Annotated in this window: 12 protein-coding genes; 9 read left to right on the forward strand and 3 right to left on the reverse strand. The window is 72.5% G+C overall.

The window, feature by feature from the left end; translation table 11 throughout:
* Positions 1-71 precede the first annotated feature (71 nt).
* Positions 72-287: an I78 family peptidase inhibitor gene (locus tag QFZ58_RS28555; RefSeq protein ID WP_307127767.1), complete on the forward strand. Its 216-nt coding sequence runs from the start codon at positions 72-74 to the stop codon at positions 285-287.
* Between the two features lie 124 nt (positions 288-411).
* Here QFZ58_RS28555 and QFZ58_RS28560 read toward each other — a convergent pair whose 3' ends face one another.
* Positions 412-1476 carry a phosphatase PAP2 family protein gene (locus QFZ58_RS28560; RefSeq protein WP_373428603.1) on the reverse strand — a complete coding sequence of 355 codons (1065 nt, stop codon included), beginning with the start codon at positions 1474-1476 and terminating at the stop codon, positions 412-414.
* Positions 1477-1990: 514 nt separating this feature from the next.
* Here QFZ58_RS28560 and QFZ58_RS28565 point away from each other — a divergent pair.
* On the forward strand, positions 1991-3760 hold the full coding sequence (locus QFZ58_RS28565; protein ID WP_307127768.1) for an MFS transporter: 1770 nt from the start codon (positions 1991-1993) through the stop codon (positions 3758-3760).
* 73 nt (positions 3761-3833) lie between these two features.
* On the forward strand, positions 3834-5054 hold the full coding sequence (locus tag QFZ58_RS28570) for an acyl-CoA dehydrogenase family protein (protein WP_307127769.1): 1221 nt from the start codon (positions 3834-3836) through the stop codon (positions 5052-5054).
* Between the two features lie 40 nt (positions 5055-5094).
* Here QFZ58_RS28570 and QFZ58_RS28575 read toward each other — a convergent pair whose 3' ends face one another.
* Positions 5095-5535, reverse strand: coding sequence for a cell division protein SepF (locus tag QFZ58_RS28575; protein ID WP_307127770.1), 441 nt, complete (start codon positions 5533-5535; stop codon positions 5095-5097).
* A 309-nt stretch (positions 5536-5844) separates the two neighbouring features.
* Here QFZ58_RS28575 and QFZ58_RS28580 point away from each other — a divergent pair, with 309 nt between their 5' ends.
* On the forward strand, positions 5845-7050 hold the full coding sequence (locus QFZ58_RS28580) for a DUF5685 family protein (protein WP_307127771.1): 1206 nt from the start codon (positions 5845-5847) through the stop codon (positions 7048-7050).
* A 79-nt stretch (positions 7051-7129) separates the two neighbouring features.
* On the opposite strand, the gene QFZ58_RS28585 is transcribed toward QFZ58_RS28580, so the two are convergent.
* Complete coding sequence (locus QFZ58_RS28585) at positions 7130-8071, reverse strand: ABC transporter substrate-binding protein (protein WP_307127772.1); 942 nt, start codon at positions 8069-8071, stop codon at positions 7130-7132.
* A gap of 454 nt (positions 8072-8525) precedes the next feature.
* Here QFZ58_RS28585 and QFZ58_RS28590 point away from each other — a divergent pair, with 454 nt between their 5' ends.
* The 5 genes from QFZ58_RS28590 (at position 8526) to QFZ58_RS28610 (ending at position 14564) form a co-directional block, all read left to right on the forward strand.
* On the forward strand, positions 8526-9392 hold the full coding sequence (locus QFZ58_RS28590) for an amino acid ABC transporter permease (protein WP_307127773.1): 867 nt from the start codon (positions 8526-8528) through the stop codon (positions 9390-9392).
* Positions 9389-11224, forward strand: coding sequence for an FAD/NAD(P)-binding domain-containing protein (locus tag QFZ58_RS28595; protein ID WP_307127774.1), 1836 nt, complete (start codon positions 9389-9391; stop codon positions 11222-11224). Before QFZ58_RS28590 ends, QFZ58_RS28595 begins: the two co-directional genes overlap by 4 nt.
* A 142-nt stretch (positions 11225-11366) precedes the next feature.
* Entirely contained in the window at positions 11367-12449 is a 1083-nt protein-coding gene (locus QFZ58_RS28600) for an LLM class flavin-dependent oxidoreductase (RefSeq protein WP_307127775.1), read from the forward strand.
* Complete coding sequence (locus tag QFZ58_RS28605) at positions 12446-13735, forward strand: NtaA/DmoA family FMN-dependent monooxygenase (RefSeq protein WP_307127776.1); 1290 nt, start codon at positions 12446-12448, stop codon at positions 13733-13735. The genes QFZ58_RS28600 and QFZ58_RS28605 overlap by 4 nt, the downstream gene beginning before the upstream one ends.
* A gap of 4 nt (positions 13736-13739) precedes the next feature.
* Positions 13740-14564, forward strand: a complete 825-nt coding sequence (locus tag QFZ58_RS28610; RefSeq protein ID WP_307127777.1) for a DUF1684 domain-containing protein — start codon at positions 13740-13742, stop codon at positions 14562-14564.
* Positions 14565-14743 lie beyond the last annotated feature (179 nt).

Here is a 14743-nt window from a genome sequence, read left to right on the forward strand (position 1 = left end):
TACATAAGTGGGTGAGGGGGCGTTGTCGCCCCTGCTTCCGTCACGGCCACGGGCACCCTACGGTGAGAGGTATGGCACCTGTACCGACACCACCAGCCCAGCCGGCCGACAGGCCCGAGTCGTACGTCGGCCTCGATGCCGGGACCGCCGAGCGGCAAGCGAGAGAACGGGGCTGGAACACGGTCCGGGCCCTTGCTCCGGGGACGGTCATCACCATGGAGTTCCTCGGCGGGCGGATCAACTTCGAGGTGGAGGCCTCCACCGTGACCCGCTGCTGGGTCGGCTGACCCGTCGTCCTACGCACGCCGAAGGCCCCGACGTCCGTCGGGGCCTTCGGCGTGCGGGGGCGTCCCACGGGCCGCTCCGGTGGCCCGTGGGACGGGCGAGGTCAGGGGGCGACCGGCCCGCCCGTCACGGGCCGGGCCGGGGTCGCGTTGGCCCGGGGGGCGCGGTCCGCGTGCGGGGGGCGGCGCGAGCCCCCGGGGTGAGGGGCGTCCGCTCCGACCGCACCGCGTGCGGCGGATGCGCCCTCGACCGGCCGCCCGCGGCCGGGTACCCGGCCGTTGCCTGCGGCTCGGGTGCCGGGCTGCCGCCCTCGTTGTCCCTCGCGGCGCCGGGGGAGATCCCTGGGGGGACCTCGCGGGGGGCCTGCGGGGAGCTCTGTGCGGCCAGGTCCCCCGGTGTCTGCGGTACGAGCACCGGTGCGGGTGCGCCGGCCGCGGCCGGTACGGGAGCCCGCCGCCCGCGTCGGTCCCGCCACTGGCGGCGCAGCGAGAGGACCCAGACCTCGCTCCGGGTGATCAGCGGTTCGAACCAGGGCAGGGCCAGCAGGATCAGCAGCCCGGCCGCCCAGCCCAGCAGTACGTCGCTGAGCCAGTGCGTGCCGATGTAGACGGTGGTGAGGCCCACGCCGAGGGAGACGAACGCCGACACGGCCGAGAGGTAGCGCCGGGCGCGCGGAGTCGTGGCCAGATAAGCGAGGATTCCCCAGGTCACGACGGCGTTCGCGGTGTGTCCCGAGGGAAATATATCGCCGCCGGCGAAGAGTTCCGCGGACCCGATCTGTGTGGCGTAGTGCGGGCCGAGCCGCCCGAGGCCGAGCTTGACCGCGCCCACCGTCACGTTGAGCAGCAGCAGAGAGGTGCCCAGGGTCAGCAGGGGGCGCAGCGTGTGCTGGCGCCAGGAGCGCCAGCCGAGCCAGGAGGCGACCATCACGGCCGTGGGGCCACGCTGGCCCAGCACGACGTAGTAGTCGAGGAAGGCGTGGAGTTCCGGCCACTGCTGGTAGGGCCGGAACAGCATGACCTTCCAGTCGAGAGCCACCAGCCAGGAAGAGGCGAGCACGGCGACGACGATGGCGAGATAGAACGCCAAAGTCCCGCCGAAGAGAGCGATGCGGTGACGGCTCATCCGCGGGATCTCTATCTTCGGCGGTTCCGGCTCCCGGTCCAGACGGGCAAAGATGTCGGTACGCACACATTGGACGTTACAGCGAGTGAGTGAGCGATCCGGCCGATCCCGCATCTTTGTGATGACGATGTGATGTGGACTTTGTCTCGGAACGGCATCCATTCCGCGCACTCCGGGAAATCGTCCCGGACCTGCGGCCTATTTCCCCGGGGCGCCGATCGCAGAAATGTTTGATCTCCGAAGAGATGATCCGTCCGGCTCCACTCCGTATTCGTCCAGCCGTTCGCAGGGGGTGGACGGGTGCCGTGGGAGGACGGCTCGGCCCAGGGGCGGGCGACGTCCGCCGCACGGCCCGCCGTCCGTCGCGGAGGTCCCGGAGGCGCCCCCTCCGGCAGTCGCCCGAGTGGTGTACGCCACACCCCGGTGCGGGCGGGCGTATGAGGTGGACCACGTCTGACCACGCGGGACTCGCGTACGCTGACGGCTCACTCGCCCATCGATGCCGGGCCTGAGGGACGCCGGAGCGCGGGTCCCCGGTAGGTCTGCCGAGCGCGAGGGACTCATTGTGGGAGGTACGTACATGACCGGGACGTCCACAGCCGTGGCCCGGCTGCGCGCAGCAGCCGGCGGCGCCGACCGCTGGGTCGTCCTGGTCGTCCTCTGCCTCAGTCTGCTGCTCGTCGCGCTCGACGCGACCGTGCTGCACGTCGCCGTTCCCGCCGTGACCGAGGACCTGCGGCCGAGCGCCGTCGGCCTGCTGTGGATCGTGGACGCCTACCCGCTGGTCTGCGCCGCGCTGCTGATCCTCTTCGGCACGCTCGGTGACCGGATCGGCAGACGCCGCGTCCTGCTCTGCGGCTACGCCCTCTTCGGTGTCGCCTCCGCGCTCGCGGCGACGGCCGGCACCCCTGCCGTGCTGATCGCGGCACGGGCCCTGCTGGGCGTCGGCGGCGCCATGATCATGCCGGCGACGCTCTCGATACTCCGCCAGGTCTTCCCCGACCGCCGGGAGCGCGCCCTCGCCATCGGGGTCTGGACGGCGGTCGCCGCGGTGGGCGCCGCCACCGGACCGGTGATCGGCGGATTCCTCGTCGAGCACTACTGGTGGGGCTCCGTCTTCCTGATCAACGTCCCCCTCATGGCCGTCCTCCTTCCGCTCGGACGCAGGCTGCTGCCCGAGTCCCGCGGTGACGGCGACGGTCCCTGGGACGTGCTCGGCGCTTCGATGGCGGCGGCGGGGGTGTTCGGAGTCGTTGTCGGCGTCAAGCGCATCGGTGGCGGAGAAGGCCTCTGGGACCTCGCCTCCCTCGGGCCCCCGGCCGTCGGTGCCTCGCTGCTCGTCCTCTTCGTACGCAGGCAGAAGCGCCGTGCCCACCCGCTGATCGACATCGCGATGTTCTCCCGGCCCGCCTTCACCACCGCCGTCGGCTGCATCGTCCTTGCCATGCTCGCCCTGGTGGGCCTGGAACTCATCGCCGTCCAGTACCTCCAGCTCGTCCTGGACCTCAGCCCGCTCGAGACCGGGCTGCGGCTCCTTCCGCTGACCTTCGCCGCCATCGCGGCCGGCGCGACGGGCTCGTACACGCTGAGCCGTGTCGGCCCCCGCAGGATGGTGGGCTGGGGATTCGTGCTCACGGCGGCCTCGGTGCTGCTGCTGACCGCGATGGGCCAGCACGACCGGCCCGTGCTCCTCACCGCAGGCTTCGTCCTGCTGGGGTTCGGACTGCAGTCCACACTCTTCGGCGCGTACGAGTCGATGCTGAACGAGGTCCCCGCCGAACGGGCCGGCGGCGCGGCCGCGATAGGGGAGACCTCCTACCAGCTCGGTGCCGGCATGGGGATCGCCCTGCTCGGCAGCGTGATGAACGCCGCCTACACCCCCGGTCTCGCCCGGCTGCACGAGGAGGGTGTGCCCGCCGCCGCGGGATCGGCCGCGGCGCACTCGCTCGGCGAGGCCTACCAGGTCGCGGAGCGGCTGGGCGGTCCCACGGGTGATCTGGTGCGGAACACGGCCCGGCACGCGTTCGTCGGCGGCCTCCATGTCACGCTGCTGGTCAGCGCCGGTCTGCTGCTGCTCGGAGCGCTCGCGGCGACCCGGCTGCCGCGGGTCATGGACTGCTTGCCGGCCGGAACGGACGCGCCGGAGCCACTGCCGACCGGACTCCCGGTACCGGGACAGGCGGCCCACCCGCGGCCGGGCGCGGCCGGCCCGGCTCCGGCCGTCGCGGGTGCCCGGTCCGCACCCCACCCGTTGCCGGCGCAGGGCCGGCCGGAACGGACCCGGGATGCCCGGCTCGCCGGGTGGCGGGAGCCCGCCGAGGCGACCGGCTCTGGACGGCCGCCGCGGTGAGCCGTAACGTCAGCGCGAGGCCATAACTACCACTGCTAGTTTTTGTACCGTGCGAGCCGCCGGAGGCACCCCCATGTCCACCCCCGAGTCCGCGAAGCCGTCGAAGCTGCCCTCCTTCGATCCCCATGACCCCATCGGCATCGACGATCTCCTCGACCCCGAGGACCTCGCGATCCGCGACACGGTGCGCACCTGGGCCACCGACCGCGTGCTGCCGCACATCGCCGAGTGGTACGAGAACGGCGAACTCCCCGGCATCCGGGAGCTGGCCCGTGAGCTGGGCTCCCTCGGCGCGCTCGGCATGTCCCTGCGGGGATACGGCTGCGCGGGCGCGAGCGCGGTCCAGTACGGACTGGCCTGCCTGGAACTCGAGGCGGCCGACTCCGGGATCCGCTCCCTGGTCTCCGTCCAGGGTTCCCTGGCCATGTACGCCATCCACCGCTTCGGATCCGAGGAGCAGAAGCAGCGCTGGCTTCCCGGCATGGCGTCCGGCGAGATCATCGGCTGCTTCGGGCTCACCGAGCCGGACCACGGGTCCGATCCGGCGGGCATGCGGACGTACGCCGAGCGGGACGGGGACGACTGGGTCCTCACCGGGCGCAAGATGTGGATCACCAACGGCTCGGTCGCCGGGGTCGCCGTCGTCTGGGCGCAGACCGGCGAGGCCGGTGGCGGATCCGGTATCCGCGGGTTCGTCGTCCCGACGGACAGCCCCGGCTTCTCGGCGCCGGAGATCAGGCACAAGTGGTCGCTGCGCGCCTCGGTCACCAGTGAGCTGGTCATGGACGGTGTACGTCTGCCCGCAGACGCCGTCCTGCCCGAGGTCACCGGCCTGCGCGGCCCGCTCAGCTGCCTCGGCCACGCCCGGTACGGCATCGTCTGGGGGGCCATGGGCGCGGCGCGCGCCAGCTTCGAGGCGGCCCTGGACTACGCGAGGACCCGCGAGCAGTTCGGCAGGCCGATCGGCGGGTTCCAGCTGACCCAGGCCAAGCTGGCGGACATGGCGCTGGAACTCCACAAGGGCATCCTGCTCGCCCACCATCTGGGCCGCCGGATGGATGCCGGCAGGCTCCGTCCTGAGCAGGTCAGTTTCGGAAAGCTCAACAACGTGCGGGAGGCGATCGAGATCTGCCGTACCTCGCGCACGATCCTCGGAGCCAACGGGATCTCGCTGGAGTACCCGGTGATGCGCCACGCGACGAATCTGGAGTCGGTGCTCACCTACGAGGGCACCGTGGAGATGCACCAGCTGGTGCTGGGCAAGGCGCTCACCGGCCTGGACGCCTTCCGCTAGGGCCGGGAGCGGCACTCCCGACGCCCGGCGAGCACCCTGCTCAGCTCTGGTTGAAGAAGCCGTCGGCGGGCCGGCCGGCGGCTTCGCCGTTCACCACCCGCGTGTGGGCGGGAGTCAGCAGGAACACCCGGGTCGCCACGCGCTCGATCGAACCGCGCAGACCGAAGGTCAGTCCCGCGGCGAAGTCCACGACGCGCTTGGCGTCGGTGGGGTCCATGGCCGTCAGGTTGACGATCACGGGCACCCCGTCCCGGAAGAGCTCGCCGATGCCGCGCGCGTCCCGGAAGCTGTCCGGGGTGACGGTGGCGATCCGGCGGCCGGTGTCCTCGGCCTCCTCGGCAACCACCTGCACGCGGGGGTCGGTGACCCAGGGCTGGTTCGTACCGGTTTCCGCCTCCTCGGAGTACTCGTCGTCGTAGTACCGCTCGTCGTTGTCTTCCACGAGGCCCAGCCAGGCACTCGCCTTGCGCACCGATCCCATGGACTCCTCCTCTCACCGCGGTTCGTTGGTGTTCCGCATCTCTTTCCTATCCCTATGGTCGTCCATGATGCGGATGATGCGCCAAGGGGATAGTCGGCGCGCAGGCGATTCGTGACGCGACTGGTGCAGATCATGTGGCGATTCGTCAGGGTTCCAGCCCCATAGGGCGGGTTGCGGAAGGAAAATATGATGCGCCCGTCCGTACGGGTGACCTGGGGGACGTACGGGTGAACGACTCACTCGATACGATGCACGCCGCGCACGCGCACGAGTGCGGCGCGTCAGGTGAGCGGCTCCCGGGGGATCGTCGTGTTCGGAATCGTGAGGCCCTGCACCCATCGGCTGTCCGAAGGGCTCAGGGCGGAGTGGGTGGCCCATCTCTGCGGGCTCTGCCTCGCTCTCCGCGCGGACCACGGGCAGTTCGCCCGGGTCGTCACGAACTACGACGGTCTGATCGTCTCGGTCCTGACGGAGGCTCAGGCTGAGCATGCCCCCGGCCGGCGACGCACCGCGGGACCCTGTCCGCTCCGCTCGATGCGGAAGGCGCCGGTCGCCCGCGGCGAGGGGGCCAGACTCGCCGCCGCCGTATCGCTCGTGCTGGCGTCGGCGAAGGTCCGCGACCACGTGGCCGACCGGGACGGGCTGTTGAAGCGCCGCCCGGTCGCCGCCGCGGCGCGCCGGGTCGCGGCCGGCTGGGACAGGGCGGGCGCGCGCACCGGAGCTGAGCTGGGCTTCGACACGGCGGTCCTGGTCGATGCCGTCGACCGGCAGACCGGCATCGAGTCCCTGGCCGGCCCCGGCACCTCACTGCTGACGGTCACCGAGCCCACCGAGACGGCGACGGCCGCCGCCTTCGCGCACACCGCGCTCCTCGCGGGCAAGCCGCGGAACGCGGAGCCGCTCGCCGAGGCCGGGCGTCTCTTCGGGCGGCTCGCCCATCTGCTGGACGCCGTCGAGGACAGGGAAGCTGACGCCGCGTCGGGTGCCTGGAACCCGCTGACCGCGACCGGCACCCCGCTCGCCGAGGCCCGGCGGCTGTGCGACGAGGCGCTGCACGGAGTGCGTCTGGCGATGCGGGACGCGGAGTTCACCGACGGCAAGCTGGCGCACGTCCTGCTGGTGCACGAGCTGCGGCGCTCCGTGGACCGGGCCTTCGGCTCCGCCTCCTGTTCGCACCAGCAGGGCGCGCACCCGTCGGGGGCGTACGGTCCCCAGCCGGGTAACCCGTACGCACCGGCCCCCGGCGGCCCCTACGTCCCGCCCGGCCCGCCGCTCCCGCCCGAACCGCCGCGCAACCGGCGCGGCCTGATCGCCGGCTGCCTGGTGTGGGCGGGACTCGCCTGCACCTGCCAGATGTGCTGCGGCAGCTTCCACGACCCCTGGAGCGGACAGGAGCGCGAGGGGCTCTGCCAGAAGTGCGACTGCGGGGACTGCTGTGACGCCTGCGACTGCTGCAGCAACTGCTGCAGCTGCGAGGACGGCTGCTGCAACTGCGACTGCGGGTGCGACTGCTGAGCCGTCACCGGCCACCGCACGTGATCTGGGCCGTCACCCGCCACCGCACGTGATCTGAGCCGTCACCCGCCACCGCACGTCACCTGAGCTCCGGCGGCGAGATGCGTGAAGTCCGGATCGCGGACTCGCCGGTGCCCCACTTCTCCAGGATGCGGTCGTAGGTCCCGTCCGTCTTCAGGCCGTTGACCGCGGCCTGGAACGCGGGGGCCAGCGGTGTGCCCTTCCTGAAGGCGAAGCCGACATCGAGCCGCTTGAACTCGTCGATGAAGCGCAGGCCCTCCTGCTGGGTCACGGCGTAGCGCAGCCCGTTGATCGTCGACATGACGACATCGCTGCGGCCCTGCCGGAGCGAGATCCAGATGGCGGCCTGGTCGGCGTACGTCCTCACGTCGTACGCCTTCCGGCCCGCGTCGGAGCACACGTGTCTGCCGGCCTCCAGTGTCGCCTCGAACGTCGTCCCGGCGCCGGTGGCGACGGTCAGGCCGCAGAGCCGGGTGAGGTCGGTGACCTCCTCCAGCGGGCTGTCGTCGCGGACGGCGAAGCCCTGGCCGTCGTTGATGTACGTCACGAAGTCGATGGTCCTTCTGCGCTCGTCGGTCACCCCGAAGTTGCCGGTGCCCACGTCGTACTTCCCGCTGTCCAGGGCGGGCAGGATCGCCTCGAACGAGGCGACCTCCCGCTCGAGTTCCAGCCCGAGCGCCCTGGCCACCGCGTCCGCGAAGTCGATGTCCGCGCCGGCCAGGGTCCTGCCGTCCTCCAGGTAGAACGCTCCGGGAGGCGCGCCGACAGCGGAAGCGAGCGTGAGGGTGCCCGAGGCGCGGACCTTCGCCGGCAGCAGCCTCGCCGCGTCCTCGTTCCGCTTCACCGACGAGACCACGTCGGCCGTCGGGAGCCTCCCCCTGGCCACGGGCCCGGCTCCTGCCGGTGGGGCGGCGGCCGGGTCTCCCGACCCGCAGCCGGTGAGCGCGAGCGTGACCAGGGTGATCAGGGTGAAGGCAGAGATGTGCCAGGTTCGGGGCATGACGGAACTTCTCCGGTCTGCTTCGACCGCGCTCCGGCGCGCGGGCAGCACGGAGTCACGGGACGGGAGATCAGCGGTGCGAGGGGAGGGTGGAGCGGCGTCGTGTAAGTGAAGGCACGCGGGAGGGCGCGCTCGAGCACCGGCAGGGGTGCGAGCGTGCGGAAAGCGGAAACGCGGGTGGGGTCAGCTCAACACGAACAGGACCACACGCGACCGAAGTCGATGTGGGAGCGGGTGACCAGCCACTGCTGCGAGTACATGGCCCAAGTGGAACAGGCATCCGGATGCGCGTCAACAGGGCCAGGTCGTACGGCTCACAGTGTGGACAGCCTTGACAACAGGCCCCGGGCAGGGCTTGTCTCGGTGGCGGACCGGCGCTGAGGGGCCCGGTCCACGTCGCGTTCCGTGTGAAGGCACACCCCGTGTCCGATCTCTGCATCCACGGAGCCTTCGCATGTCCGCGCAGACAGCCACCCTTCCCCCGCCGGTCCCCGCCCCGTCCGCCGAGGACACCGGGAACACCGCCCTCCGTATCGTGCCGGTCCGCCGAACAGGACGGCGGGCGGCGGCCGTCGCCGTCCTCCTGCTCCTCGCGGCGGTCCTGGTCTCCGTGGTCCGCAACGACGCGTTCCAGTGGGACGTCGTCGGCGAGCACCTCACCACCGCGTCCGTGCTCCGGGGCCTCGGCCTGACCCTGTGGCTGACAGGTCTCGTGATGGTGCTCGGCTTCGCCCTCGGCACCCTCCTCGCCGTGCTCCGGCTCTCCGGAAACCCGGTGCTCCGGGCCGTCAGCTGGGGGTACGTCTGGCTGTTCCGGTCCACCCCGATCCTGGTGCAGCTGCTGTTCTGGTTCAACATCGGCGCCCTGTACCCGACGATCCTGGGTGTCGACACGGTCGACCTCCTCGGCCCGGTCACCGTCGCGGTCATCGGCCTCACCCTCCACGAGGCCGCGTACGCCGCCGAGGTCGTCCGCGGCGGCATCCTCTCCGTCGGGCACGGACAGCTGGGAGCCGCCCGGTCGCTCGGCCTCCGGCCGTGGCGCCGGCTGCGGCGGATCGTACTGCCGCAGGCCATGCGCTCCATCGTCCCGCCCGCCGGGAACATGCTGATCGGCACGCTCAAGGGAACCTCCGTCGTCAGCATCATCGCCGTGCAGGACCTGCTGTACTCGGTCCAGCTCGTGTACCACCGCACCTACCAGGTCATCCCGCTGCTGCTCGTCGCCACCCTCTGGTACGTCGCCGTCACCTCGCTGCTGTCCGCCGGGCAGTACTACGTGGAGCGCCACTACGCACGCGGCACCGCGGGCACCCGATGAGCGGCGTACCGGCGCTCGTCGTCATCGGGGGCGGCCCCCGCGGCACCGGCGTCATCGAGCGCATCGCCGCCAACGCCGGTGAGCTGTACGGGGACCGGCCCCTGGACATCCACCTCGTCGACCCGTACCCGCCCGGCGGTGGCCGGATCTGGCGGCAGGACCAGTCCCCCCTGCTCCGGATGAACTCCATGGCCGAGGACGTCACCATGTTCACCGACGACACGGTGCGCATGGACGGCCCCGTACGGCCGGGGCCCGCCCTGGACGCCTGGGCCGGGGACGTGGCGCGGGGACGGACCGGGGTCGAGGCAGCCCCCGACGTCCTGGAGGAGATCCGGACGCTCGGCGCCCGGGACTTCCCCAGCCGCCGCCTGCAGAGCGTCTACCTGCGCTGGGTGTACGAGCAGGCCGTCGCCGCCCTGCCGCCGGGCATCACCGTCCACGAACACCGCACGTCGGCGTGGCACGTCTCGGGTCCGCGCGACGGCCGGCAGCGCGTCCGGCTCGACGGCCGCCCCGAACCGCTCCTCGCCGACCTCGTCGTCCTCACCGTCGGCCACCTCGACGCCGAACCCGACACCGGGCAGCGGGAGCTGACCGCCTTCGCCGCCCGGCACGGCCTCGTCCACCTCCCGCCGGACTTCACCGCCGACAGCGACCTGAGCGCGCTGCCCGCGGGCCGTCCCGTCATCGTGCGCGGCTTCGGCCTGGCGTTCGTCGACCTGATGGTGCTGCTCACCGAGGGCCGCGGCGGCCGGTACGAGAACGGGACCTACCTCCCGTCCGGGAGGGAGCCCGTGCTGTACGTCGGATCGCGGCGCGGCGTCCCGTACCACTCCAAGATCGGCTACCCGCTGCTGGGCGAACGGCCGCCCCTGCCCAGCCACTTCGGGCCGACCCAGGTGGAGGCGCTGCTGAAGGAGGGGGGAACCGCGGACTTCCGGCGCGACCTGTGGCCCCTGATCGTCAAGGAACTCGGACACGCCCATTACCACCGGCTGTTCACCGCCCACCCCGAGCGCACCTCCGTCGCACGCGCCGACTTCGAGGAGAAGTACGCCGTCGCGGAGCCGGGGAGCCCCGAACTGGAGGCCCTGATCACCGGGGCCGTCCCCGACCCCGCCGACCGGCTCGACCTCGAGGCGCTCGACCGGCCGCTGGACGGAGTGCGCCACGCGTCCTACGACAGCCTGCAGGACGGCCTGCGCGACTACATCACCGCCGACCTCGAACGCCGCCACGACCCCCGGCACAGCCCCGACCTCGCCGTCTTCCTCGGCCTGCTCTCCGTGTACGGGCAGCTGGTCCGCCTCGGCGAGGCCGGCGACCACTGGCACGGCTTCTTCAGCCACCTGGCCTCGGGGCCGCCGGGACCGCGGCTGCGCAGCCTCCTCGCCCTGTCCCGGGCCGGAGTGGTCCGCTTCCTCGGCGCCGGGATCACCGTCGAGGCGGACGAGGAACGGGGCCTCTTCCGGGCCGGCAGCGCCACCGTGCCCGGCGACCACGTCACCGCCCGGGCGCTGGTCGAGGCCCGGCTGCCCGACCCCTCCGTACACCGGACCCGCAGCCCGCTGCTGCGCGCACTGTACGAGGACGGGGCGTCCGGTACCGGCTCGGGACTGCTCCGAGTCGCCCCGGCCGACGGCCGCGTCCTTCACCGGGACGGAGTCCCGCACCCGCGGCGCTTCGCCCTCGGCCCGTACACCACGGCACGGAGCGGCGGCGCGTTCACGCGGCCCCGCACGGGTGGCCCGGCCCTCCGGCAGAACGACGCCACCGCCCGCGCGGCCCTCGCCTTCCTGCGCACGGTCGGCGCGACCCCGAGCACATGACCGCCGCCACCCGCCCGCACCCGCGACCCCAGGGACACCGCATGCAGCTCACCAGTGACCGCCGGCCCGCGACCCCAGACGCACCGGCCATGGTCGAGATGCGTCCGAGCACCCTTCTCCCGACAAACCGACCGAGGTTCCCATGACTGCCATCAGGCCACTCCACCTGGCCGCCGAGATCGGCGGCCCGCCGCGATACGACGCCGCCTCCCACATCGCACTCGCCCGACTCGCCGAACGGGGCGCGCTCGACTTCGTCAGCCTGGGCGACTCCTTCGCCCGGCCGGGGCCCGACGCCGTGGCCGTGCTGGCCCACGTCGCCACCAGGACAAGCCGGATCGGTCTCGTACCGACCGTCACCACCACGCACACCGAGCCGTTCCACGTCTCGTCCGCCGTCGCCACCCTCGACTGGGTCAGCCGGGGCCGGGCCGGCTGGCACGCCGACGTGTCGACGACCGAGGCCGAGGCCCGGCTGTTCGGCCGGCGCCGGGCCGCGCCCGCGGCCGCCCTCTGGCAGGAGGCGGGCGAGGTGGCCGACGTCGCCGCCCGGCTCTGGGACAGCTGGGAGGACGACGCGGAGATCCGGGACGCCGCCACCGGTCGGTTCATCGACCGTGACAGGCTGCACCACGTCGACTTCCAGGGCAGCACCTTCTCCGTGAAGGGCCCCGCCATCGTGCCCCGGCCCCCGCAGGGCAGACCCGTCACCGTCGTCGACGCCACGACCGGCCCGGCCCGGGAGCCCGCGGCACGGTACGCCGAGGTCGTGTACGTCCGGGCCTCCTCACCCGGGCAGGCGGCCGCGCTCCGCGACGAGATACGCCGCTCGGCCGCCGCCCACGGGCGGGACCCGGACGGCCTGCGGGTGCTGGTCGCGCTCACCGTCGACCTCGGGGACGCCGAGACGACACCCGAACCCGGACTCGTGAGCGGGCCCCAACTCGCCGGACACGGGACCTACTTCCGGGGCGGCCCCGTCGACCTGGCCGAACTCGTCACCCAGTGGTACCGGTCCGGGGCGGTGGACGGCTTCCACCTCACACCCCTCACCCCGGGCCGCGACCTCGAAAGGATCGTCAACGGCACCGTGGCCCTCCTCCAGCACCGCAGTCTCTTCCGCACCTTCTATCCCGGGGGCACGCTCCGCGAGCACCTCGGCCTGGCGCGCCCGGCCAATCGGTACGCGCTCCAGCGCACGGCCACGGAGGCGACCACGTCATGAAGCAGATGCACCTCGCCGCCCACTTCCCGGGCGTCAACAGCACCACCGTCTGGGCCGACCCCCGTTCCGCCAGCCAGATCGACTTCGCCTCCTTCGAGCACCTCGCCCGTATCGCCGAACGGGGGAAGTTCGACTTCTTCTTCCTCGCGGAAGGGTTGCGGCTGCGCGAGCACAAGGGACTGATCCACGACCTCGACGTGGTGGGCCGTCCCGAATCCCTCACCGTCCTGAACGCCCTGGCGGCCGTCACCGACCGCCTCGGCCTCGCCGCCACGGTCAACGCCACCTTCAACGAGCCGTACGAACTCGCCCGCCGTCTCGCCACGCTCGACCACCTCAGCGCGGGGCGCGCCGCCTGGAACGTCGTGACCTCCTCCGACGCCTTCACGGGGGAGAACTTCCGCCGCGGCGGCTTTCTGCACCGTGCGGACCGCTACACCAGGGCCGCCGAATTCGTGGCCACCGCGCGGGAGCTGTGGGACTCCTGGACGCCGGAAGGGGTCCCGAGGCCGTTCGCGCACTCGGGGCGGCACTTCGGCATCTCCGGCGAGTTCGGCGTCCCCCGCTCCCCGCAGGGACACCCCGTCGTCATCCAGGCGGGGGACTCCGACGAGGGCCGGGAGTTCGCCGCCTCGGCCGCCGACGTCATCTTCACCCGGCACGGCACCCTGGAGGCCGGGCAGGCCTTCTACGCCGACGTCAAGGCCCGGCTCGCGAAGTACGGCAGAGAGCCCGAAGACCTCAAGGTCATGCCAGGGGTCACCGTCGTCCTCGGCGACACCGACGCGGAGGCCCAGGAGAACGCCGCCGAGATCCGCCGGCTGCAGGTCTCACCGCAGAACGCCATCCTGGCCCTCGAACAGGTCTGGGGCCGCGACCTCTCCTCGTACGACGCCGACGGCCCCCTCCCCACCGTCGACCCGGACCCCGATGCGGTCCTGGCGCAGGGACGGGTCCGGGTCGACGATCCCCTGGCCGTGGCCGCCAGGTGGCGTGCCCTGTCCGAGGCCAAGGGGCTGTCGATCCGCCGGACGGTCATCGAGGCCACTACGCGGCAGTCCTTCGTCGGGTCCCCGGACACGGTCGCCACCGCCCTGGAGACGTTCGTGGCCACCGGCGCCGCCGACGGCTTCATCCTCGTACCCCACCTGACCCCGGGCGGCCTGGACGGTTTCGTCGACCGGGTCGTCCCGCTCCTCCAGGAGCGCGGAACCTTCCGTTCCGACTACACCGGGCCCACCCTGAGGTCGCACCTCGGTCTGGCGGAGCCCGTATGGAAGGGTTGACCGCATGAGCACGGACGCACAGCAGGAGAGCCGGGACGGCCGGGACGCCGAGGACCTCCGGAAATGGCAGCGCTGGCACGAGGAGCGCGTCGTCGCGGTCGCCGCACCGTACGGCCCGCTCTCCCTCACCGGCACCCACTGGCTGGCCGACCACCCGGAGGGGCGAATTCCGGCCGTACCCGGACTGTGGCGCGAGGAGGACGACCACCTCGTGCTCACCGCCGGCGCGGAGGACGGACTGACCGTCGACGGAAGGCTTCTGGACGGCGACGTCAGGCTCACCGCCGACCGCGGGCCGATCGACGCCTCGCGGGTGGCGCGGGGCGAACGGCGGCTCGTCGTCCTGAGCCGCGAAGGCCTCTGGGCCGTGCGGGACTTCGACCCCCTGTCACCGGCCCGGCACCGCTTCAGGACCATCGACGCCACCCCGTACGACCCGGACTGGTCCCTGGACGGTGTCTTCCGGCCGTACGACACCGACCGGACGATCCGCGTCGAGAACGCCGACGGGCGCGAGCGCGGGCTGGGGCTCAGCGGCGAGATCGCCTTCACCCTGGACGGAGCCGAACACACCCTCCGGGCCGCGGTGGAGCCCGACGGCTCGCTCTGGGCCGTCTTCGCCGACGCCACCAGCGGGGACAGCAGTTATCGGTTCCGCTTCCTGCGGCCGGACGCCCCCGACGGACACGGGAGGGTGAACGTCGACTTCAACCGCGCGCTGCTGCCGCCCTGCGCCTTCGCCGACCACTTCATCTGCCCGTTCCCCCCGCCCGGCAACACCCTCGCGGTCGCGGTCCCGGCCGGGGAGCGCAACCGCATCGACGCCTGACCGGCCGGCACCGGTGACACGGCTCCGGCGGCTTCGGCGCATCGGCCTCCGGGCTGCCGCCGCCGGTGCCGCCGGTGCCGCAGTTGCTGCTGGTGCAGGGATCGGCGCCGCTTGCCGTCGCGGCCGAAAAGGCGTCCTTGCGGGGCCCGGTGACGCCCCCGAATACTCCCGAGCAGCGC

Origin of the sequence: Streptomyces sp. B1I3 (assembly GCF_030816615.1) — a bacterium.
In the GTDB taxonomy this organism is placed as follows: Bacteria; Actinomycetota; Actinomycetes; order Streptomycetales; family Streptomycetaceae; genus Streptomyces.

Coding starts and splice junctions, on each gene's coding strand:
- QFZ58_RS28555 (WP_307127767.1), top strand. CDS start 72: ATGGCACCTGTACCGACACCACCAGCCCAGCCGGCCGACAGGCCCGAG.
- QFZ58_RS28565 (WP_307127768.1), top strand. CDS start 1,991: ATGACCGGGACGTCCACAGCCGTGGCCCGGCTGCGCGCAGCAGCCGGC.
- QFZ58_RS28570 (WP_307127769.1), top strand. CDS start 3,834: ATGTCCACCCCCGAGTCCGCGAAGCCGTCGAAGCTGCCCTCCTTCGAT.
- QFZ58_RS28575 (WP_307127770.1), bottom strand. CDS start 5,535: ATGGGATCGGTGCGCAAGGCGAGTGCCTGGCTGGGCCTCGTGGAAGAC.
- QFZ58_RS28585 (WP_307127772.1), bottom strand. CDS start 8,071: ATGCCCCGAACCTGGCACATCTCTGCCTTCACCCTGATCACCCTGGTC.
- QFZ58_RS28590 (WP_307127773.1), top strand. CDS start 8,526: ATGTCCGCGCAGACAGCCACCCTTCCCCCGCCGGTCCCCGCCCCGTCC.
- QFZ58_RS28595 (WP_307127774.1), top strand. CDS start 9,389: ATGAGCGGCGTACCGGCGCTCGTCGTCATCGGGGGCGGCCCCCGCGGC.
- QFZ58_RS28600 (WP_307127775.1), top strand. CDS start 11,367: ATGACTGCCATCAGGCCACTCCACCTGGCCGCCGAGATCGGCGGCCCG.
- QFZ58_RS28605 (WP_307127776.1), top strand. CDS start 12,446: ATGAAGCAGATGCACCTCGCCGCCCACTTCCCGGGCGTCAACAGCACC.
- QFZ58_RS28610 (WP_307127777.1), top strand. CDS start 13,740: ATGAGCACGGACGCACAGCAGGAGAGCCGGGACGGCCGGGACGCCGAG.